The following is a 19,625-nucleotide window of genomic DNA, read 5'->3' as shown; positions in this document are numbered from 1 at the left end:
GTGCACGGCGGCGCTCAGGGCGCCGGCTTCGGGTGCGCGACGCGGCTCGCCTTGCGCGGATGCCGGCAGCCGGCGCCATGCGGGTGGGCGGCCGCGTCGGCGCGCGAATCGGTGATGAGCGCGAGCGTCGAGCGGCTGTAACTGCCTGCGAAGGTGCCGGGCGCTTCCTGCGCGGTGCAGGTTTCGCTGCCCGCCAGCATCACGCCGAGGGCGAGTGCGCAGAAGGCCAGCAGGCCGGCCAGGCGCGGCAGCCACGAGGCCTTGCGCAGCCTTTGTGGCGCCATGTGCGCCAACGTGTGCACCGGCGTGTGCGAGGGTGCGTGCGTGAGCTGTGCGTGGTTCCATCGGGCCTGCATGGCGTGCCCCATGGGGTGGCGCTGCGCAGGCGACGCGGCCTGCAGGCCATGGAAGTGAAGTGCCTGCGAAGGCGCAGGCGTGTTGCGATGCCATGGGCTTTTCATGACCGCCATGGTGGCTTTCAAAACGGGAGAAAAAATGGACGCCGGGCTGCAGGCATGACACGGCATGGCGCCGCATGGCGCGGCATCAGCGGTTGTAGTGGCGCGGCCCGCGCGACCACTCGCCACCCAGCAGCAGGCCCAGCCCGGTGGCGCGCAACGCCGCCGACAGCGGGTCGATGAAGAAGCCGCCGACGTAGCTGTGCGACTCCGGAAACGCCTCCGCGCGCGACACCACGACCGCGGGCAGCGGCGCTGTCTGAGGCATCGGTCGAGGCGCTGCGCCGATCGCCTGCGATGCAGGCGCCACATCGGCGCATGCATCCGGTGGGTCGGCGCCCAGCGTCAGGTACTCGACGCCGTCGTAGTCGCAGACCAGCGCGAACTTGCCGCCGGGCAGCCAGGTGCTGGACACCATGCGGCCCTGCGCCGCGGCGCTCGCCGCGCCGAAAGTCATGCACATGCACATGCACATGCACATGCACATGCACATGCACATGCACATGCACATGCACATGCACGTGCACGTGCACGTGCACGTGCACGTGCACAGCGCCGCGCAGGCGAGCCGCGCGACGCGGTGGAACAGCGGGTTCATCGCGCCTAGAAGTCGAGCTTGGCGCTCAGGCTGAAGGTGCGCGGGTCGCCGGGCTTGATGTAGCTGTCGTACTGGTACTCCCAGTAGCGCCGGTTCGCCACGTTGTTGATGGCCGCGCGAAAGGTGGTGGGGTGCCCGCCCAGGCGCGTGACGTAGCTCGCGCCGATGTTCGCCACCGTGTAGCCGGGCACGCTCAGGCGATTGGCCGCGTCGAGCATGGTGGCGCCGGTGTACTTCATGTCGGCCGACAGCTTCAGCCCCGGCACCTGGGCCACGTCGTAGGACACCTGCGCCGTTGCGACCAGCTTCGGCGCGCCTGCCACGCGGTTGCCGATGTAGCTGCTGCCGCGCCGGTACGCGCTGTCGAGCAGCATCAGGTTGCCGCCGACCTGCCACTGCGAACCCAGCCGCGTGGAGGCGCCGAGCTCCGCGCCCTGGTAGATCGACTGGCCGTCCTGCACCAGCACGTTGGCGCTGTTGGCGTATTCCGCGCCGCGCTCGATGCGGAACAGCGCCGCCGTGGCGCTCCAGCGGTCGCGCTCGGTCTTCAGGCCCAGCTCGTACTGGCGGCTCTTCAGCGGCTTGAGCAGCTCGCCGTCGTTGGCGTACAGGTTGCTCACCGTGCTGCCCGCCTCCAGCGACTCGACGTAGCTGGTGTACAGCGTGGTGTCGGGTGCGGGCTTGAACATCAGCGCCAGCGTGGGCGTGAGCACGCCGTTCTTGCGGTAGCTGGCGTTCTGCGCGCCGGTGGTGTCGTAGCCGTTCTGCGTGTAGTCGGTGCTGCGCAGGCCGCCCAGCACGGACCACTGCTCAGACAGCTTCAGCGTGTCGCTGGCGAACACCGCGCGCTGCGTGATGTCGCTGGGGCGGTAGCGCGCGAAGGCGGTCGTGCTCTCGTAGCCGTTGGTGTTCTGCCCGAAGATGCTGCCGGTGCCGATGAACTGGTAGACGCTGTTGGCGCTGTAGTCGTTCACCTGCTTCTGCCACGAGGCGCCCAGCGTCAGCTGGTGCTCGTAGCTGCCGGTGCGTACCTTGCCCGTGGCCATGGCCTGCCACTGGTTGAAGCGGTGGCTCTCGGCGCCGTCGTAGCGGTAGTCGTCGTAGCTGCCGCTGGCGTCCTGCAGGTAGGCGATGCTTTCGTTGCGGCTGCGCGCGGCGCTGCTGTGGCTGTAGCTGGTGGCCAGTGTCCAGTCGGGCGAAAGCTGGTACTGCAGCCCGGTGGAGAACATCGTGAAGTCGGTGGCCAGGTGCTGGCCCGGGCCCACCAGGCCGGCGTTGTTCGCGGCAATGGTGGCCGGCAGGCTGGTGCCGGTGTAGCTGCCCGTGTAGATCGACGGTGTCTGGCCGGTGGCGTTGCGCTTCTGGTAGAGCGAATCGAAGTTCCAGGTGAGCTTGTCGGTCAGCCTGGCGTCCAGCCCGAGCGATACCGAGTCGCGGCGCACGTTGCCGTCGTTGTAGGTCTTGCCTTCCTCGTGCGTGGCGTTCAGCCGGTAGCCGAAGCGGTCGTCCGCGCCGAAGCGCCCGCCCAGGTCGATGTGCTCGCTCCAGATGCCGGCGGTCTTGTAGCCGACCTCGATGCTGCGCACCGGCGTGTCGGTCGGCTTCTTCGTCACGTAGTTCACGATGCCGCCCGGCGTGCCGAAGCCGTACATGAAGCCCGACGAACCCTTGAGCAGCTCGATCTGCTCGAAGTGCTCGTAGGGCAGCGTGATGGCGTAGCTGAGAAAGGGCTGGCCGTCGATGCGGTAGCCGTTCTGCCAGTCCAGCGGCAGGCCGCGCACGGTGATGTAGCTGGCCCAGCTGTTGTAGGCGCCGCTGTTGTCGGACACCGAGGCGTCCAGCGCGAACACGTCGCCCAGCTTGGACACCTGCCGCTCGGCGATGTCGTCGCTGCGCACCACGGTGGTGGAGAAGGGCGTGTCGAGCTGCGAGCGGGCGCCCAGCGCGCCGCTGCTCACCTTCGCGTTCAGGTGCTGCTGCGAATCTTCGGGCGTGTCGGCGGTGACGGTCACGGTCGGCAGCGCGCTGGCGTCCCTGGCCTGGGCCACCGGAGCGTCTTGCGCGTCTTGCGCCAGGGCCCGGCCGCCGTGCGTGGCGGCCCACAGCACCAGCACGGTAGCGCGCGCGAAGGAGAGGGAGGAGAGGGAGGAGAGGGAGGAGAGGGAAAGGCTCGCCGCGGAGGCAAGGGTGTCGGGGCGTCTGGGGTTCAACGGTGGCTCACTCTGTAGATAAGAATGGCTCTCATCTTGGTGGCGCATCTCGTAGAAATTTGGGAAGCCGGCCCTTCCGCCGCCCGGCCCGGCCGCGTTTGCCGGGGCTTTACCTGTCAGTGCCCGTTGCCGGGCGCGGGCGCCAGGCCGCGCTGCTTCAGGAAGTCGTACAGGTTGACGGCCAGCACCTGCGCGATCGGAATCGGCAGGGTGAGGCGCAGCGCCGCGACGCGGGTGACGCTGCAGCGGTCGGAACTGTGGTCGACGCGGCTGGCATCCAGGGTGATGTGGACGCAGCCCGCGTTGACCCAGTAGCCCGAGACATCGTCCGCGAACACCTGCGGGGCATGCAGGTCGTCGACGTAGGTGGCTTTGGAAGGCTGGGACATGGTGGGACCGTAGATAGGGAAGGCCCGATGATCCGCAGCGATCTGGGAGAAAAAAAGAGCGCCCGCCTGAAAGGCCGCCTGCACGGCCCTCTGTTCGGCGCCCGTTCAGCGCGTGGCGACGATGAACAACCTCGGGAACGGCAACAGCACGCTGCCGTCCGCCAGCGCCGGGTACGCCTGCGCAATCGCCTCCTGGTAGCGCGCGAGGAACGCGGCCTGCTGCCCCGCGTCGAGCAGCGCCAGGTAAGGCCGCAGCGCCGAGCCCTTGAACCACTCGACCACCGCGGCGGCATCGGCCAGCGGGTGGTAGTAGGTCGTGCGCCACACGTCCACGCGGCTGCAGTGCGGGCGCAGCATCGCGTAGTAGTCGATGGCGCCGTGGCGCGGCGGATGCCGCACCGCGCCGATGCGCTCGGCAAAGGCCTTGTCCGCGGCCACCTCGCGCGCCAGCCGGTGCGCGGGCTCCTCGAGGTTGTCGGGCGTCTGGATGGCCAACTGCCCGCCGGGCACGAGCTGTGCCGCCAGCCGCGGGTACAGCGTGGCGTGGTCGGGCAGCCATTGCAGAGAGGCGTTCGCCAGGATCACGTCCATCGGCTGCGCGGCGCGCCAGGTGGCGATGTCGGCCACGGCGAAGGGCACGTGGGGCATGCGCCTTGTGGCGGCGTCGATCATGTCGTCGGAGCTGTCGATGCCGCTCACGGCCGCATCGGGAAAGCGCTGCGCCAGCACCTCGGTGGAGTTGCCCGGGCCGCAGCCCAGGTCGATGGCGACACGCACCGGGCGTTCGCTGTGCGAAATGGCCGCGACCAGGTCGCGGACCGGTCGTGTGCGTTCTTCTTCGAAGGCGCTGTATTGCTTGGCGGACCAGGTCATCGGGGGTTCCTTTGTGGGCAGCTTCCTGCTGTGGTGGCCGCAGTGTGCCGAGGCACCCGCCGTTCGTAAAATGAATTTATTCTGGCCATTGATTCATAAATCTGATGAAGATCGACATCCTCGGAATCCAGGCTTTCGTGGCCATCGCCGACGAAGGCGGCTTCCAGGCGGCGGCCGATGCGCTCAACGTCACGCAGACGGCCATCACGCAGCGGCTGCGCAAGCTGGAAGACTTCCTGGGCGTGGCGCTGGTGGAGCGCACCACGCGCTCGGTGTCGCTCACCACCATCGGGCGCGACTTCGTGCCGCGCGCGCGGCGGCTGCTGGTGGAGCTGTCGGATTCGCTGCTGGAAATCCGCGAGACCGGCAAGGCCGAGCGCGGCGACGTGTCGATGGCCTGCGTGCCCACGGCGGGCGTGCAGTTTCTGCCGCGCATCATGCAGGCCTACTCGGCGCGCCATCCGCACAACCGCATCAAGATCCTCGACCACTCGTCGTCGGCCGTGGCGCATGCGGTGCTGCACCGCGAGGTGGAGTTCGGCATCGGCATGGCGGGCGCGCATTCGCCCGAACTCACGAGCGTGCCGCTCATCGAAGACGAGTACGTGCTCGTCTGCCATGCGTCGCACCCGCTGGCCGGGCGCCGGCGCGTGGCCTGGCGGCAGTTGCAGGCGCACCCGCTGATCTTCGCGGGCCAGGCGAGCGAGAACCGCCCGCTGCTCGACGTGGCGCTGGGCGCCGCCGGCGCGAGCCTGCAGGCCTTCTACGAGGTGCAGCGCAGCTCGACGGCGGTGGGCCTGGTGGCCGAGCGCGTGGCCGCGGCGGTGGTGCCGCGGCTGGCGCTGCAGAAGGGCGCATACCCGGGGCTGAAGACCATCGAGCTGGTAGAGCCGCGCGTGTCGCGCACGCTGGTGCTCATGACGCGGCGCACGGCGCGGCTGTCGCCGGCGGCGCAGGCGCTGTACGACCTGATCGCGGCGGAAGCGGCAAGGTCGGCAAGGCCGGCGCGGGGAATCAACAAGAAGCGCCGGGCCTGATCAAAGCCCTGGCGGTCGGCGCGCGCTGAAGTCCGACGCCGCCTCGAACTGGCTGGCCGCCTGCAGCAGCTCGGTATCGCCCTGGAAGCGCCCGACCAGCTGCAGCCCGAGCGGCATCGCGTCACGGCCGAAGCCGCAGGGCAGGCTCACCGCGGGGTGGCCGGTCATGTTGAACAGCATGGTCCACGGGTACCAGTGCGCGCGCACGTTGCCGAAGCGCTGGCCGTCGATGTCGATGTCGGCGAACAGGTCTTGCGCCAGCGGCAGCGCCGAGCGCGTCAGCGTGGGCATGGCCAGCAGGTCGGCCGTGTCGAACAGGCCCTGCACGCGCTTGAACAACGCGGAGCGCGCGAACATGGCCTCCTGGTACTCGACGCCGCTCACGCTGGCGGCTGAGGCAATCTGCCGCCTGAAGGTCTCGCTGAAGCTGTCGGGGTGCTTGTCGACCAGCGGCGCGAAGCGCGCGCGCCATACCGTGTGGTTGATGGCGCGCCAGATGGGTTCCACGTCGAAGCCGTCGCCGTCGAAGGGCTCCAGCGTCGCGCCCAGGGACGCGAGCGTTTGCAGCGCCGCTGAAAAAGCCTCCGTCACGTCGCGCGACACCGGCCGGCCCGGCGGCGACAGGCAGTACAGCACGCGCTGGCCGCGCAGGTCGCCCTGGCGGCGCGCGGCTTCCACGTAGTCGTGCGCGCGCAGGCCGATGGACCACGGGTCCACCGCGGACGCACCGGCCATCGCCTGCAGCATCAGCGCGGTGTCGGCCACGGTGCGCGTCATCGGCGTCACGTAGGTCTGGTTGCCGAACAGGTCCTGTGCCTGGCTGTGCGGAATGACGCCGTTCGATTGCTTCAGTCCCACCACGCCGTTGCACGCGGCGGGAATGCGCGTGGAGCCGCCACCGTCGGTCGCGACCGCCAGCGGCGCGATGCCCGCCGCCGTGGCTGCCGCGGCACCACCGCTGGAACCGCCGCTGGTGCGCGACAGGTCCCAGGGGTTGCAGGTGCTGCCGAACAGCGGCGAGTTGGTCATCGGCCCCGAGCCGAACTCGGGCGTGGTCGTCTTGCCGATGAGGATGGCGCCTTCGGCGCGCAACCGCGCCACGCTCACCGCGTCTTCGGTGGGCACGTTGTCGCGGTGGATCACCGCGCCGAAGGTGGTGCGCACGCCTTCGGTGTTGACCAGGTCCTTCACGGTGAAGGGAATGCCGTGCAGGCTGCCCAGCGGCCTGCCCGAGACGATGTCTTCTTCCGCGCGGCGCGCCTCGGCCAGCGCGCGTTCGGGCACGAGGGTGACGAAGCAGTTCAGCACCGGCTGCAGGCGCTCGGCGCGCGCGAGCACGGCAGTGACCAGCTCGACGGGGGAGAGCTGGCGGGCACGGAGCAGGCCCGCGAGTTCGGTGGCGGGGGTGAAGCAGAGGGTGTCGTCGGTCATGGTCGTTGTCCGGTGCGTCGCGCGTTCACTTGTTCATTCATTCACTCGTCCACCACGATGCCCGCCGCCTTGACGATGGGCTCCCAGCTCTTGCGCTCGCGCTGCGCGCGCTGGGCCAGCTCGGCGCGGCCTTCGGCATGGGCGACCAGGCCCGCGGCCTCCAGGCTGCGCGCGAGTTCGGGCCGGGCGGCCGCGGCGAGAAAGCTGCGCTCCAGCGCGGCCAGTGCCGCGGGCGGCGTGGCGGTCGGTGCGTACACGGCGTACCAGCTCGTCGCAGCGACGAATTCAGGAAAGCCCTGCTCCTTGGCCGTCGGCACATCGGGCAGCGCGGGCAGGCGCTTGTCGCCGCTCAGGCCGAGGAATTTGATCTTGCCGCCCTTGTAGAGCGGCATCATGCTGGCTGCCGCGTCCCAGCCCATCGAGAGTTCGCCGCCGACCACGTCGACCAGCATCGGCGAGGCGCCGCGGTAGGCCACGGGCGTCACCTCGAAGCCCTGCGCCTTGCCCAGCGCGAAGGCGCCCAGGTGGCCGGAGCTGCCGATGGTCGCCAGGCCCAGCGAGGCCTTCTTCGGGTTCTGCCTGGCCCACTCGACGTACTGCTTCATCGAGCTGTAGGGCTGCGAGGCGCCGGTGACCACCGCGGTGGGAATCTCCACCAGCAGCGCGACCGGGGCCAGGTCTTTCTCGGCGTCGTAGCCGGGCCTCTTGTAGGTCAGCGGCAGGATGGTGAGCAGCGGCGAAGGTGCGAGGTACACGGTGAGCCCGTCGGGCTTCGACTTCTTCACCACGTCCCACGCGAGCCGCGCGGAGGCGCCGGGCTTGTTGTCGACCAGCACGCTGCCGAAGCCCGCGTCTTTCAGCTGTTCGGCATACAGGCGCGCGACCGTGTCGGCCGCGCCGCCGGCGGCGTAGCCCACGACGATCTTCAGGTTGCCGCCCGCGAGGCCCGGCGGCAGTTCGGCGTGCGCGGTGTGAAGAGCGGCTGCGGCAACGGCGGCAACGCCAAGGGTGCGAAGAAGAGGCAGGAGCGGGCGCATGGAAAGACCTCGAGATGAAGGAAAAGAAAAGACGCGCTCAGCCGAGCGCCTGCTCGACCAGCGCTGCAATGGCCAGCAGGCAATCGTCGTCGTACCAGCGCCCCGCGAGTTGCAGCCCGATGGGCAGGCCCGCCGTGCTCTTGCCGCAGGGCATCGAGAGCGCCGGGTGGCCCGTGAGGTTCATCGGGTAGGTGTACGGGTACCAGGCGCCGCGGATGGTGCCGGCCGGCTTGCCGCCGATTTCGATTTCGCCGCTCACGTCCATGTCGATGGGCAGCGGCGGTGCCGACACGGTGGGCGACACCAGCACGTCGAAGCGCTCGAACAGCGCCTGCAGTTCGGCGAAGCAGCGCGTCTTGGCGAAGGTGGCCTCGTGCAGGTCGACCGCGCTGTGGCGGCGCCCCTTGTGCACGGCGTCGACCAGCGTGGCGTCGAGCCGGTCGCCGAAGCGTTCCAGGTTCGCGCCCACGCGCGCGGCGAGCATCGACTGCAGCACCACCAGAAAGTGGCGCTCCAGCGCGACGAAGTTCAGCAGCACGGTTTCCACGACCGCGCCTTCGCGTTCCATCGCGCGCACGGCGGCGGTGGTCACGGCCTCGACCTCGGGGTCGACGGGGTTGCCCGCCGTGGGCAGCCACGCCACGCGCAGGCCGCGCAGCGATGTGGGCAGTGACGGAGGCAACGCACGCTGCGGCAGCGAGGCGACCTGCCCGTAAGGGTCGCGCGCGTCGAAGCCCTTGATCGTGTCGAACAGCAGCTGCGTGTCCGCCACGTCGCGTGCCATCGGGCCGGTGAAGGAGTTGGCCGAGTACAGGTCGGGCGCCTGCAGGTTGGGCACCACGCCCAGCGTGGCCTTGAGCCCGACGATGCCGCAGCACGAGGCCGGAATGCGGATGGACCCGCCGCCGTCGGTGCCCAGCGCGAGCGAGCCCAGGCCGGCCGCCACCGCCACGGCCGCGCCGCTGCTGGACGCGCCGGGCGTGTAGCGCGCATCGATCGGGTTCAGCGTGCGCCCGAACAGCGGCGCTGTCGGCACCTGCTTGTGGCCGAACTCGGGCGTGGTCGTCTTGCCGATGAGGATGGCGCCCGCGGCCTTGGCGCGCGCCACCGCCACGGCGTCTTCCTTCGGCACGAAGTCCTGGTAGATGGCCGAGCCCATGGTGGTGCGCACGCCGGATGTGAGCGTGAGGTCTTTCACCGAATAGGGCACGCCATGCAGAGGGCCCAGCGCCTCGCCGGCCACCACCGCGGCTTCGGCGCGGCGCGCATCGGCCAGCGCCTGCTCGCCCGTCACGGTGATGAAGGCGTTGAGTTCACGGCGCGCCTCGATGCGCGCGAGCGCCGCGCGCACCGCCTCCACGGGCGAGGCTTGCCGGGTGCGGATCAGCGCGGCGAGGTCGCGCGCGCTGTGGTCCATCAGGTCCATGGTCGTGTCCTTCGAAAGAGGGGAGCCGCGAGGCTCAGAGCATCCAGCGCCCGCCGTCGATCAGCAGCGTCTGGCCGGTGATGAAGCGCGCCTCGTCGCTCGCCAGGAAGCGCACGGCGGCGGCCACGTCTTCGGGCGTGCCGACGAAGCCGGCGGGCGTGTCGGCGACGATCTTCGCGAGCACCTCGGGGCGCAGCCCGTCGTGCGCGCGGGTGCGGATGGCGCCGGGGCACACGGCGTTCACCGTGACGCCGTGCGGCGCCAGCTCGCGCGCCAGCGAGCGCGTGAAGCCCACCACGCCCATCTTGGCGGCGGCGTAGTCGGCCAGCCCGACGTCGCCGGCAAAGGCCGCGTCGGTGCTCATGTTCACGATGCGGCCGAAGCCGCGTGCCTTCATGCCGGGCGCGATGCGGCGCGACGCGCGCAGCGTGGTCATCAACGACACCTCGATGACGAAGCGCCACACGGCCTCGCTCGATTCGGTGAACAGGCCGCCGCGCTCGCGCGCGCTCTGGCCCACGTTGTTGAACAGGATGTCGACCGGGCCCAGCTTGCCTTCCACGCGGTCGAAAAAGGCCGCGACCACGGTGGCATCGGTGCAGTCGCCCGCCACGCACAGGCAGCGCGCGGCGGCGTCGGGCCGCGCGGCGAGTTGCTGCGCGAGCGGGGTGCAGTCCAGGTCGAGCACGGCCACGCGCGCCCCTTGGCCGAGCAGGTCGAGCGCCGTGGCGGCACCGATGCCCTGGCCGCCGCCGGTGACGACGGCGATGCGTTGGTCGAAGCCCATGGCTGTGCCGCCTTTCAGTGGAAGGTGCGCCCGCCGTCCACCGCCAGCGCGGTGCCGGTGATGTAGCTGGCGCCGGGGCCGCTCAGGTAGAGCACGGCCTCGGCCACTTCCTCGGGCGCGGCGATGCGGCCCAGGGCGTAACGTTGGCGGATCCGGTCGAGCGTGCCCGCGGGGTCGCTGTCGTTCTCGTAGCTGGTGCGAAACAGCGGCGTGTCGATGGCGCCGGGGCACACCGCGTTCACGCGGATGCCGTCCGCCGCGGCCTCGATGGACAGCGCCTTGCCGAACATGATGACCGCGGCCTTGGTGGCGCAGTAGGCGGTGCGGTTCGGCAACGGCCGCAGGCCGGCGCCCGAGGCGATGTTGACGATGCTGCCGCCGCCGGCCGCGCGCAGGTGCGGCATGGCGGCGCGGCACATCAGCATGGGGCCCGTGAGGTTGACGGCCAGCGTGCGGGCCCATTCGTCGTCGTCGGTCTGCTCCAGCGGCTTGAGCGAATCGACGCCGGCGGAGTTGACGAGCGCGTCGAGGCCGCCCAGCCACTGGGCGGCGTGGTTCACCGCTGCTTTCACGGCGGGCGAATCGGTCACGTCGCACACCAGCGGCAGGGCGGCCGCGCGGAGTTCGCCCAGCTCGGCGATGCAGGCCTGCAGGCGCGGCGCGTCACGGTCGAGCAGCACCACGCGAGCGCCGCGTTCCACCGCGAGCCGTGCCACCGCGAAGCCGATGCCGCTGGCGCCGCCGCTCACCAGCAGGCGCATGGCCGTGGGCAAGGCGGTGGTCATGCCGCGACCGCCGCCTTCAGCCGCGGGCGCATGTCGTCGGAGATGCGGTCGCAGCGGTCGATCCACACGCCCGAGTGCGCCAGCGCATGCTCGATGAGCCCTTCGAGCACCTTCAGCCGCGAGGGCTGGCCGATGATCTGCGGGTGCATGCCGACCATCATCATCCGGTCTTCGGCGTAGAGCATGTCGAACTCGCTGGTCCAGGCCTCCAGCACGGTGGAAGGTGCCTGCAGCGTGCGGCCCGGCAGCGTGATCGAGTACTGGAAGAAGGGCGCGTCGTCGAGCACCCAGCGAAAGGGCAGCTCCACGATGTCGGTGCGCTCGCCGCCGATCTGCAGCAGGTAGGGCGAGTCGTCGTCGAAGAAGTTCGAGGAGTAGTCGAAGCCGTACTCCTTGATCAGGTCGAGCGTGATGCTGCTGAACTCCGCCGCCGGCGAGCGCCAGCCGCGCGGTCGGGTGCCGGCCAGGCGCGTGAGCGCTTCCATGCCGCGGTCCATTTCGTCGCGCTCTTCGGCGGGGCTGAGGTTGACGATCCAGCGGTGGCTGTAGCTGTGGTGCGCCACCTCGTGGCCCTTGTCGACCACCTCGCGCACGAGGTCGGGATGCTTGTCGGCCACTTCGCCGGGAATGAAGAAGGTCGCGCTGATGCCGTAGCGCGCCAGCAACGCGAGGATGCGCGGCATGCCCACCTTCCAGCCGTAGGCGCCCTGCGACATGAGGATGGGGCGCTGCGCGTTGGCGGGGTCGCGGCCGGTCCACATGGTCTCCGCGTCGAGGTCGAAGGTCAGCATGAGCGGAAAGCCTTTGCTCGTGGTCGGCATCGAAAAACTCCTTGGCGAATGAGGTGGGAAAGAGGAGGGTGCTCAGACGTGCTTGTGAAAACCCGTCCATCGCTCGGCAAGCACCAGAACCACGCCGGTGGTCACGATCAGCAGGGTGGACACGGCGGCCACGCTGGGGTCCACGCCCTGCTCGACCGACGTGAATATCTTCACGGGCAGCGTGGTCTGGCTGGCGGACAGCAGGAACACCGAAACCGGCACGTTGTCCAGCGAGGTGATGAAGGCGAAGAGCCCGCCCGCGACGAGCCCGGGCTTGACCAGCGGCAGCGTGACCAGCCGAAAGCTGGTGAAGCCGCTGGCGCCCAGCACGCGCGCCGCGTCTTCCAGCGACTCGTCGACGGCCGACAGGCTGCCCAGGCTGGCGCGCACCACGTAGGGCACGGTGATGACCACATGCGCCAGCCACAGGCCCAGTGAGTTGCCGCGCAGCCCGGTCATCGTGTAGTACTGCAGCAGCGCCACGCCGAGCACCACCGAAGGCAGGATCAGCGGCGCCATGAACAGCGCGGTGAGCGCTCCCGCGCCGGGCACCATGCGCCGGTGGATGGCGTAGGCCGCGACGAGCCCCAGCACCAGCGCGGCGGCGGTGGAGGCGGCGGCAAGCCACAGGCTGGTCCAGGCGGCGCCGAGGTACTCGGGGTCGCGCAGCACCACATCGAACCAGTGCCAGGTCAGGCCCTTGGGCGGAATCGTGAGGTAGGCCGTCTTGCTGAAGGCCGCCAGCACCACCACCAGCACCGGCACCTGCAGGAACACCACCACCGCGATGGCGGTGGCCGCGAGCAGCGGCTGCTTTCTGTTCTCGAGGCTCATGCGTGGCCTCCCCAGCGCTTGAGCACGCGGCCCGACACGCCGATGACCACCAGCGTGAGCGCGGTGAGCGCGAAGGACATGGCCGCGCCCGCGGGCCAGTCGAGCGTCTGCAGGAAGTCGTCGTAGATCAGCGTGGCCATCACTTTGTAGGTGGGCCCGCCCAGCATGCGCGGCGTGACCAGCGCGCTGATGGTCAGCACGAACACCAGGATGGAGCCTGACAGGATGCCTGGCGCGCTCATGGGCAGCGTGATCGACCAGAACACGCGCAACCGGCTCGCGGCCAGCGTGTACGCGGCGGCCTGCACGTCCTTGGAGATCGCCTGGATCGCCGGCACCAGCATGAGCACCATGAACGGCAGGAAGATGTGCGACATGCCTACCAGCAGGCCGAACAGGTTGAACATCATCTTGATGGGCCGCTCGATCAGCCCGATGTCCATCAGCAGGTTGTTCAGCAGCCCGCGGTTGGCCAGCAGCGCGATCCAGCCGAAGGAGCGCACCACCAGGTTCAGCAGCATCGGAAAGATGACCAGCATCGTGAGCGTGAGCCGCATCCGTGGGCCCGCGTTGGCGATGTAGTACGCCAGCGGGTAGCCCAGCAGCAGGCAGATGGCCGTCACGCCGAAGCCCAGCACCAGCGTGCGCACCACCACCTCGCGGTAGTACTCGTCGGTGACGATGCTGGTGTAGTTGGCCAGCGTCCAGCCGGCGGAGATGCCGGTGCCCGGCTCGTAGGGGTGCAGGCTCAGCGGCACCATCAGCAGCACCGGCGCCACGAAGGCGAGCAGCAGCACGAGCAGCAGCGGCGAGGCCAGCAGCGTGCCGGTGATGTTGCGCGGTGTCATGCCGCGCCCCGGTCGGTGGCCGCGGTCACGTAGACGTGCTGCGGCGCCACGCACACGCGCACCGGCGCGTCGACCGCCAGGCCGGCGTGCGGGCCGTTGGTGAGCGCCTCGGCGATGAGCTCGGTGGCGCCGAAGGCCAGCAGGTACTGCACGCGCGAGCCGACGAAGGAGCGCATGGCCACGCGGCCCGAGAGCATGGGGCCATGCGCCGCTGTCGCATCGGCGAAGCGGATGTCTTCCTGGCGCACCACCACGTCGACCGCCGTGCCTTGCGCCATGCCTTCGGCCGCCGTGGCCGCGAGCACCGGCCCGTCGTTCAGCCGCACCGCCGCCGCGCCTTCGGGCGAGCGCACCACGCGGCCCGCGAGGCGGTTGGGCCGGCCGATGAAGCTCGCGACGAAGCCGGTGGCGGGGCGGTGGTAGATGGCCTCGGGCGTGTCGAACTGCTGCACCACGCCGTGCGCGAGCACGCACACGCGGTCGGACATCGACATGGCCTCGCCCTGGTCGTGCGTAACGAACAGCGTGGTGATGCCCACCTCGCGCTGCAGGCGCTTGAGCTCGATCTGCATCTCGTCGCGCAGCGAGGCGTCGAGGTTGGACAGCGGCTCGTCGAACAGCAGGATGCTGGGGCGCGGCGCAATCGATCGCGCCACTGCCACGCGCTGCTGCTGGCCGCCTGAGAGCTGCCGGGGGCTGCGGTCGCCGAGCGCGGAGAGGCGCACGCTGGCCAGTGCCTGGTCCACGCGCTGCTTCAGCTCGCTGCCCTGGATGCCTTGTCGGCGCAGGCCGAAGGCGACGTTCTCGAACACGCTCATGTGGGGGAACAAGGCGTACGACTGGAAGACCAGGCCGATGTTGCGCTTGTTGGTGGGCAGCGCCGTGATGTCGCGCCCGTCGACCAGGATGCGTCCGCCGGTCGGCTCGATCAGGCCCGCCACCATGCGCAGCACGGTGGTCTTGCCGCAGCCCGAGGGGCCGAGCAGGGAGATGAACTCGCCGTCATGCACCGAGAGCGAGACCGATTGCGCGGCGACGTGGCCGGTGGAACCCGCGGTGCCGGGGTAGCGTTTCTCGAGGCGGTCGAGCGTGAGTGCCGGCATGTGGGTCGGTCCTGCAGCGGTGGCGGTGGAAGGCGGTGGAGGGCGATGGAAGAAGGTGCCGTGGCGACTCAGCGCGCCACTTCGCGCTGCCAGCGCTTGGTCCAGTCGGGCAGCGACTTCGCCACCGCCTCGGGCTCTGGCAGCCACAGATTGTCGAAGGTGGCCTTGTACGGAACGATCTTCGCGGCCTTGTCGCTCAGCGTGACCTGCGTGTTGACCGGGCCCGCGTACTTGCGCTCGGCGAAGCAGGTCTGGCCTTCCTTGGACAGCACCTCGTCGATGTACTTCAGCGCGAGCGCCGGCGACTTCGCGCCCTTGGGTATCACCAGCGCGGGCAGGATGCCGACCGCGCCTTCCTTCGGGTACACGATGGCCAGCGGCAGGCCCTTGTCGATGGCCGAGCCGGCGCGGTCGGGGTACCACACGGCCGCGGCGATTTCCTGGCGCTCGAACAGCGACACGATCTGGTCGGCCTGCGTGTAGAGCGTGACCGACGACTTGGCGATCGGCTTGATGGCCGCGAAGCCCGCGTCCATGTTCGCGAGCGTGCCGCCCTTCATGCGGTTGAGCGCCATGAGGAACTGCGAGCCCGAGGTGCCGCTGATGTCGCCGATGGCGAGCTTGCCGTCGTACTCGGGCTTGGCCAGGTCGGCCCAGGAGGTGGGCGGTGTCTTGATCTGCTTGGTGTCGTAAACGATGACGGTGGCACCGGTCATGAACACCACGTACTGGCCGTCCTTGTCGAGCGCGCGGGGCGAGACTTCGGCGGCGTGCGTGAGCTTGCCCTTGTCGATGGTTTCGAGCAGCTTCTCATTCTTCAGTTGCGCGGCGAGCGAGTTGTCGATGTAGACCACGTCGAAGTCCGACTTGCCGCCGGTCGCGCGAATGGACGCCGCGAACTGCGAGGAGCTGCCCAGCTTGAGCGCGACCTTGGCCCCGGTCTTCTTCTCGAACGACGCGATGTGGCAGGTCTTGGAGTCTTCGGCGAAAGATCCGCCGAAGATGCCGACCACCAGCTCTTCGGCCTGCGCGGCGCCCGAGAAAAGCAGGGCCGCGAAGCCGGAAACGAGACAGCGCGAGAACATGGTTTTCATGAAGAGCTCCTGTGGGGAAAACCCAAAAAGATCCGGGACAAAGGGCTGGTCAGCTGCGTTGCAATTCACTTTATCTTTCGCAAAAGATAAATGCAAGGCATTTAAGATAGGGACCAACCCGCGCCGCCGCGCTGCACCACAACGGCGGCGCAAGGGCATCAACCTGGATGGAAATCACGTCATGCCGCACAAGAAAGAAGCATCGAATCGACGTCCGCCCCAAGGCGATGCGAAGCGCGGCGACGCTGCCGCGGAGGTCGTCGTCCCCTTCGATGAAGCGCCGGTGGAAAAGGGCGCCGACCTGGTCGAGCGCGGCATCCGGCAATGGCGGCGCGAGCGGCCCGACATCGACAGCAGCGGCAAGTCGGTGGTGGGGCGGCTGCTGCGGCTCGAAGAGGTGGTGCTGCGCACGCTGAACCAGGTGCTGGAGCCCTTCGGCATGAAGTACCAGGAGTACGCGGTGCTCGCCACCTTGCGCGTGGCGGGCGCGCCCTACAGGCTGTCGCCGTCGCGCTTGCAGAGCACGCTGCTGTTCACCTCGGGCGGGTTGTCGAACCTGCTCAAGCGGCTGGAGAAAGAGGGCTGGGTCAAGCGCTCCATCGATCCGAACGACGGGCGCGGCGTGCTGGTCAAGCTCACGGCCAAGGGCATCCGCCTGGCCGACGAAGCGATGCCGCGGCACGCGGCGGCGGAGCTGCACCTGCTGCGCATGTTCGACACCACGCAGCGCGATGTGCTGTCGAACCTGCTGGGCGCGATGATGACGGGCAACGCGCCGGAGACGGGACCCGAGCCGGGCCACGTCGTGCGAACGAAGAACGACTGAGCGATTGAGCTTCTGCGCTGGAGGCTCAGAACAGCCGCGTGCCCAACGGCACCTCGCGCTCCGGCACGCACAGCGCCACATGCCCGTCCGCGTCGTGAAAGCCCGTGACCAGGCATTCGGACATCAGCGAGCCGATCTGCTTCTTCGGAAAGTTCACCACCGCCACCACCAGCTTGCCGACCAGCTCCGCGGGCTGGTACAGGTCGGTGATCTGCGCGCTCGACTTCTTCACGCCGAGCGCGCCGAAGTCGACCTGCAGCACGTAGGCGGGCTTGCGCGCCTTGGGCAGCGGCTCGGCCGAGAGCACGCGGCCGACGCGCAGCTCGACCTTGGCGAAGTCGCCCCATTCGATGAGCGGCATCGCCGCGGGTGCGGCGTCGTTCGCGTCTTCGCTCACGGCTGGCAGTATGTGACGAAGGCGTCGAGCAGCTGCTCGAAGCGCGCCTGCTGCTCCCATTGCAGCGCGTGGCCGGCATCGCCCACCACCTGCACCTCGTGGCGCCACAGCGTGGGCATCGACGGCGCCATCGCCTGCAGGTAGGGCAGGCCGACGATCTGTTCCTGCGCGCCGTGCAGCACGGCCAGCGGGCGCGTCATCGTCGCGGCGATGCCGGGCTCGTCGCGGTAGCCGAGCGTGCCGATGCTCGCGCCCAGCGCGGCGCGCGCGTGGCCGTCGGTGCGCACGGCGTCTTCCAGCAGAAAGCCGGGGCCGCTGCCGCCGGGCACCAGGAAGTCGGCGACGTACTCGCGGGCCTGCGCCTCGCTCCAGTCTTTCTCGAAGCCGAGGCCGAGCTTGAGGAAAGCGCCCTGCAGGTCGGCCGGCAGCGGATAGGGCAGCGGCGGCGTGCCGAAGATCATGAAGCCCGCGGCCTGCGGCAGCTCGGGGCTGGCCTCGAGCGCGGCGTGGCCGCCGAGGCTCCAGCCGACGACCACCGCGCGCTGCAGCGACAGCTGCTCGACCACCTGGCGGATCACCTCGGCGTAGCCGGGGATGCTGTAGGTGGTGGCGCGCTCGGCCTCGGGCGCGTCGCTCGACTGGCCGTGGCCGGGCAGGTCGATGGCGACGATGCGGTACTTGCGGCCGAGCGCGCCATCGAGCGTGCGCTGCCAGACGCGCGAGGACGACGAGTTGCCGTGCACCAGCAAGACGGCGGGGCCCTGGCCCGCGCTTTCGCGCACGGCGATGCGCAGGTTGCCGAGGGCCAGGGTGCGGGTGGGTGGAAGGGACGGGGCCGATGTGTCTGGCATGGAAGAAGTCTTTCGTCGAAGGAGTCCGGGAGGGTCGTCGAATGCTAGCGAAGCGCGTGCCCGGGTCCGATCGTTTCATGCCTCTAAAATGAGAACAGTTCTTATTTGGAGTGGCCGGCGATCCGGCCGACCCCGCCGACCCGTTCGATCCGCCCGACCTGTTTGCCAATGGCCGCCGATTCCGCCCTTCACCATCCGCATATCCACGCGCTTTACAGCGACCACCACGGCTGGCTGCAGGGCTGGCTGCGCAAGAAGCTCGGCAACGCCTTCGACGCGGCCGACCTGGCGCAGGACACCTTCGTGCGCATCCTGGCCGCGCCCGACCACACGCCCGAGAAGCAGGGCGACTGGCAGCTGAGCGAGCCGCGCGCCTACCTCACGGTGGTCGCCAAGCGGCTGCTGGCCAACCTGTACCGCCGGCGCTCGCTGGAGCAGGCCTACCTCGACGCGCTGGGCGCCATGCCCGAGCCGCTGGCACCGTCGCCGGAGCAGCAGGCGCTCATCCTCGAGACGCTGCAGGAAATCGACGCCATGCTCGACGGCCTGGCGCCGCCGGTGCGCCAGGCCTTCCTGATGGCGCAGCTCGAAGGGCTGGGCTATGCCGAGATCGCGCTGAAGCTGTCGGTCAGCGAACGCACGGTGAAACGCTACATGGCCGAGGCGATGGCGCGCTGCATCCTGCTGGTGGAATGAGCGCCGCGGTGGACAAGGACGTCGCCCTGCAGGCGGCGCAGTGGTTCTTCCTGATGCAGTCGGGCGAAACCACGCCGGCCGAGCACACGCGCTGGACGCGGTGGCGCGAGGCCGACCCGTCGCACGAGGCCGCGTGGCAGCGCGCCGAGCAGGTGAGCCGCAAGTTCGGCATGCTGCCGGGCGGGCTCGCGATGCCGGCACTGGGGCGAACAGCCCGCGCTGACAGCCGCACCACGCGCGCTGACCGCCGCACCGCCGTCAAGGCGCTGGCCGTGCTGCTCACCGCGGCGCCCGCGGGCTGGCTCGCGTGGCGTGCCTCGCCCGCGCGCGAGTGGCTGGCCGACCACCGCACCGCCACCGGCGAGCGCCGCGAGGTGCGCCTGCCGGACGGCACGCGCATCCGGCTGAACACCGCGACGGCCATCGACGTGGCCTACGACAACGCGCTGCGCCTGGTGCGCCTGCGCGCGGGCGAGATCCTGGTCGACACCGCGCCCGACAGCGTGGCCTCCGGCGACCCGGCCTACCGCCCGTTCGTGGTCGAGACCGCGCAGGGCCGGCTGCGCGCCCTGGGCACGCGCTTCGTGGTGCGCCAGCACGACGACAAGCGCAGCCATGTCGCGGTGCTCGAAGGCGCGGTCGAGGTGCGGCCCGGCGACGCGCGCGGCGTGGCCGTGGTGCTGCGCGCCGGCGAGCAGGCGGGCTTCTCCGCCAGCGCGGTCGGCGTGGTCGAGCCGGTCGGGCCCGAGGCCGACGACTGGTCGCGCGGCGTGCTGCGCGCGAAGAACATGCGGCTGCACGACTTTCTTGCCGAACTGGGCCGCTATCGCCCGGGCGTGTTGCGCTGCGACCCGGCGGTGGCCGGGCTGCGCGTGTCGGGCGTGTTCCAGCTCGACGACACCGGCCCCGTGCTCGACAGCCTGCCGCAGGCCCTGCCGGTGGACGTGCTCTTCAGGACCCGCTACTGGGTGACGGTGGTGGCGCCCGGCGGCTGAAGCGTCGCGCCGCGCTGCGCTGCGCTGCGTTGCAGGCGGGCGTCGAAATTTTTTTGCGCTGCAGTGTCCCTTTTCGTTTTCTCGCGTGTGAAGCCTTGAGGAACAGCAACTTCACCTTCTTTGCGAGAG

General features: G+C 69.8%; 21 protein-coding genes. 4 read left to right on the top strand and 17 right to left on the bottom strand.

Annotated features, from left to right (window positions below):
- Positions 1-14 precede the first annotated feature (14 nt).
- The 5 genes from QTI51_RS17095 to tam form a co-directional block, all read right to left on the bottom strand.
- Positions 15-461 carry a hypothetical protein gene (locus tag QTI51_RS17095; protein WP_132748765.1) on the bottom strand — a complete coding sequence of 149 codons (447 nt, stop codon included), beginning with the start codon at positions 459-461 and terminating at the stop codon, positions 15-17.
- An 85-nt stretch (positions 462-546) separates the two neighbouring features.
- Positions 547-915, bottom strand: a complete 369-nt coding sequence (locus QTI51_RS17090) for a hypothetical protein (protein WP_165840314.1) — start codon at positions 913-915, stop codon at positions 547-549.
- Positions 916-1,061: 146 nt separating this feature from the next.
- A complete protein-coding gene (locus QTI51_RS17085; protein ID WP_503011526.1) occupies positions 1,062-3,170 on the bottom strand; it encodes a TonB-dependent siderophore receptor in 2,109 nt (702 codons plus the stop codon).
- A gap of 212 nt (positions 3,171-3,382) precedes the next feature.
- The gene (locus QTI51_RS17080) at positions 3,383-3,655 is read right to left on the bottom strand and encodes a hypothetical protein (RefSeq protein ID WP_116909242.1); all 273 of its coding nucleotides are present in this window, start codon (positions 3,653-3,655) and stop codon (positions 3,383-3,385) included.
- 105 nt (positions 3,656-3,760) lie between these two features.
- The gene (gene tam, locus QTI51_RS17075) at positions 3,761-4,528 is read right to left on the bottom strand and encodes a trans-aconitate 2-methyltransferase (protein WP_116909241.1); all 768 of its coding nucleotides are present in this window, start codon (positions 4,526-4,528) and stop codon (positions 3,761-3,763) included.
- Positions 4,529-4,632: 104 nt separating this feature from the next.
- Here tam and QTI51_RS17070 point away from each other — a divergent pair, with 104 nt between their 5' ends.
- On the top strand, positions 4,633-5,565 hold the full coding sequence (locus QTI51_RS17070; protein WP_116909240.1) for a LysR family transcriptional regulator: 933 nt from the start codon (positions 4,633-4,635) through the stop codon (positions 5,563-5,565).
- On the opposite strand, the gene QTI51_RS17065 is transcribed toward QTI51_RS17070, so the two are convergent.
- The 10 genes from QTI51_RS17065 to QTI51_RS17020 all read right to left on the bottom strand — a co-directional run bounded on the left by QTI51_RS17065 (position 5,566) and on the right by QTI51_RS17020 (position 15,731).
- Positions 5,566-6,996 (bottom strand): amidase, encoded by a 1,431-nt coding sequence (locus QTI51_RS17065; RefSeq protein ID WP_116909239.1) that lies wholly within the window; start codon positions 6,994-6,996, stop codon positions 5,566-5,568.
- Between the two features lie 41 nt (positions 6,997-7,037).
- Complete coding sequence (locus QTI51_RS17060) at positions 7,038-8,033, bottom strand: tripartite tricarboxylate transporter substrate-binding protein (protein WP_286516123.1); 996 nt, start codon at positions 8,031-8,033, stop codon at positions 7,038-7,040.
- Between the two features lie 37 nt (positions 8,034-8,070).
- Positions 8,071-9,459: an amidase gene (locus QTI51_RS17055; protein WP_116909237.1), complete on the bottom strand. Its 1,389-nt coding sequence runs from the start codon at positions 9,457-9,459 to the stop codon at positions 8,071-8,073.
- A gap of 34 nt (positions 9,460-9,493) precedes the next feature.
- Positions 9,494-10,246 (bottom strand): SDR family NAD(P)-dependent oxidoreductase, encoded by a 753-nt coding sequence (locus QTI51_RS17050; protein WP_116909236.1) that lies wholly within the window; start codon positions 10,244-10,246, stop codon positions 9,494-9,496.
- A 14-nt stretch (positions 10,247-10,260) separates the two neighbouring features.
- On the bottom strand, positions 10,261-11,031 hold the full coding sequence (locus tag QTI51_RS17045; RefSeq protein ID WP_116909235.1) for an SDR family NAD(P)-dependent oxidoreductase: 771 nt from the start codon (positions 11,029-11,031) through the stop codon (positions 10,261-10,263).
- A complete protein-coding gene (locus QTI51_RS17040) occupies positions 11,028-11,852 on the bottom strand; it encodes a polysaccharide deacetylase family protein (RefSeq protein WP_116909234.1) in 825 nt (274 codons plus the stop codon). The genes QTI51_RS17045 and QTI51_RS17040 overlap by 4 nt, the downstream gene beginning before the upstream one ends.
- 42 nt (positions 11,853-11,894) lie before the next feature.
- Positions 11,895-12,686 carry an ABC transporter permease gene (locus QTI51_RS17035; RefSeq protein WP_116909233.1) on the bottom strand — a complete coding sequence of 264 codons (792 nt, stop codon included), beginning with the start codon at positions 12,684-12,686 and terminating at the stop codon, positions 11,895-11,897.
- Positions 12,683-13,534, bottom strand: coding sequence for an ABC transporter permease (locus QTI51_RS17030; RefSeq protein WP_116909232.1), 852 nt, complete (start codon positions 13,532-13,534; stop codon positions 12,683-12,685). The genes QTI51_RS17035 and QTI51_RS17030 overlap by 4 nt, the downstream gene beginning before the upstream one ends.
- On the bottom strand, positions 13,531-14,637 hold the full coding sequence (locus QTI51_RS17025) for an ABC transporter ATP-binding protein (RefSeq protein WP_116909231.1): 1,107 nt from the start codon (positions 14,635-14,637) through the stop codon (positions 13,531-13,533). The genes QTI51_RS17030 and QTI51_RS17025 overlap by 4 nt, the downstream gene beginning before the upstream one ends.
- A gap of 68 nt (positions 14,638-14,705) precedes the next feature.
- The gene (locus QTI51_RS17020; RefSeq protein ID WP_116909230.1) at positions 14,706-15,731 is read right to left on the bottom strand and encodes an ABC transporter substrate-binding protein; all 1,026 of its coding nucleotides are present in this window, start codon (positions 15,729-15,731) and stop codon (positions 14,706-14,708) included.
- A 181-nt stretch (positions 15,732-15,912) separates the two neighbouring features.
- On the opposite strand from QTI51_RS17020, the gene QTI51_RS17015 reads away from it, so the two are divergent.
- Positions 15,913-16,557: a MarR family winged helix-turn-helix transcriptional regulator gene (locus QTI51_RS17015; RefSeq protein ID WP_116909229.1), complete on the top strand. Its 645-nt coding sequence runs from the start codon at positions 15,913-15,915 to the stop codon at positions 16,555-16,557.
- Between the two features lie 25 nt (positions 16,558-16,582).
- Here the strand turns inward: QTI51_RS17015 and QTI51_RS17010 are convergent, their stop codons facing one another.
- Positions 16,583-16,918, bottom strand: a complete 336-nt coding sequence (locus QTI51_RS17010; RefSeq protein ID WP_116909626.1) for a tRNA-binding protein — start codon at positions 16,916-16,918, stop codon at positions 16,583-16,585.
- A 32-nt stretch (positions 16,919-16,950) separates the two neighbouring features.
- Complete coding sequence (locus QTI51_RS17005) at positions 16,951-17,805, bottom strand: alpha/beta fold hydrolase (protein WP_286516125.1); 855 nt, start codon at positions 17,803-17,805, stop codon at positions 16,951-16,953.
- A 168-nt stretch (positions 17,806-17,973) separates the two neighbouring features.
- On the opposite strand from QTI51_RS17005, the gene QTI51_RS17000 reads away from it, so the two are divergent.
- Together QTI51_RS17000 and QTI51_RS16995 are read left to right on the top strand one after the other, a co-directional pair.
- Positions 17,974-18,501: a sigma-70 family RNA polymerase sigma factor gene (locus tag QTI51_RS17000; protein ID WP_116909228.1), complete on the top strand. Its 528-nt coding sequence runs from the start codon at positions 17,974-17,976 to the stop codon at positions 18,499-18,501.
- Positions 18,498-19,496 carry a FecR domain-containing protein gene (locus tag QTI51_RS16995; RefSeq protein ID WP_116909227.1) on the top strand — a complete coding sequence of 333 codons (999 nt, stop codon included), beginning with the start codon at positions 18,498-18,500 and terminating at the stop codon, positions 19,494-19,496. Before QTI51_RS17000 ends, QTI51_RS16995 begins: the two co-directional genes overlap by 4 nt.
- Positions 19,497-19,625 lie beyond the last annotated feature (129 nt).

It is taken from the genome of Variovorax sp. J22G73 (assembly GCF_030317035.1).
GTDB lineage: Bacteria > Pseudomonadota > Gammaproteobacteria > Burkholderiales > Burkholderiaceae_C > Variovorax.
This window is presented reverse-complemented; position numbering and strand designations above follow the sequence as displayed.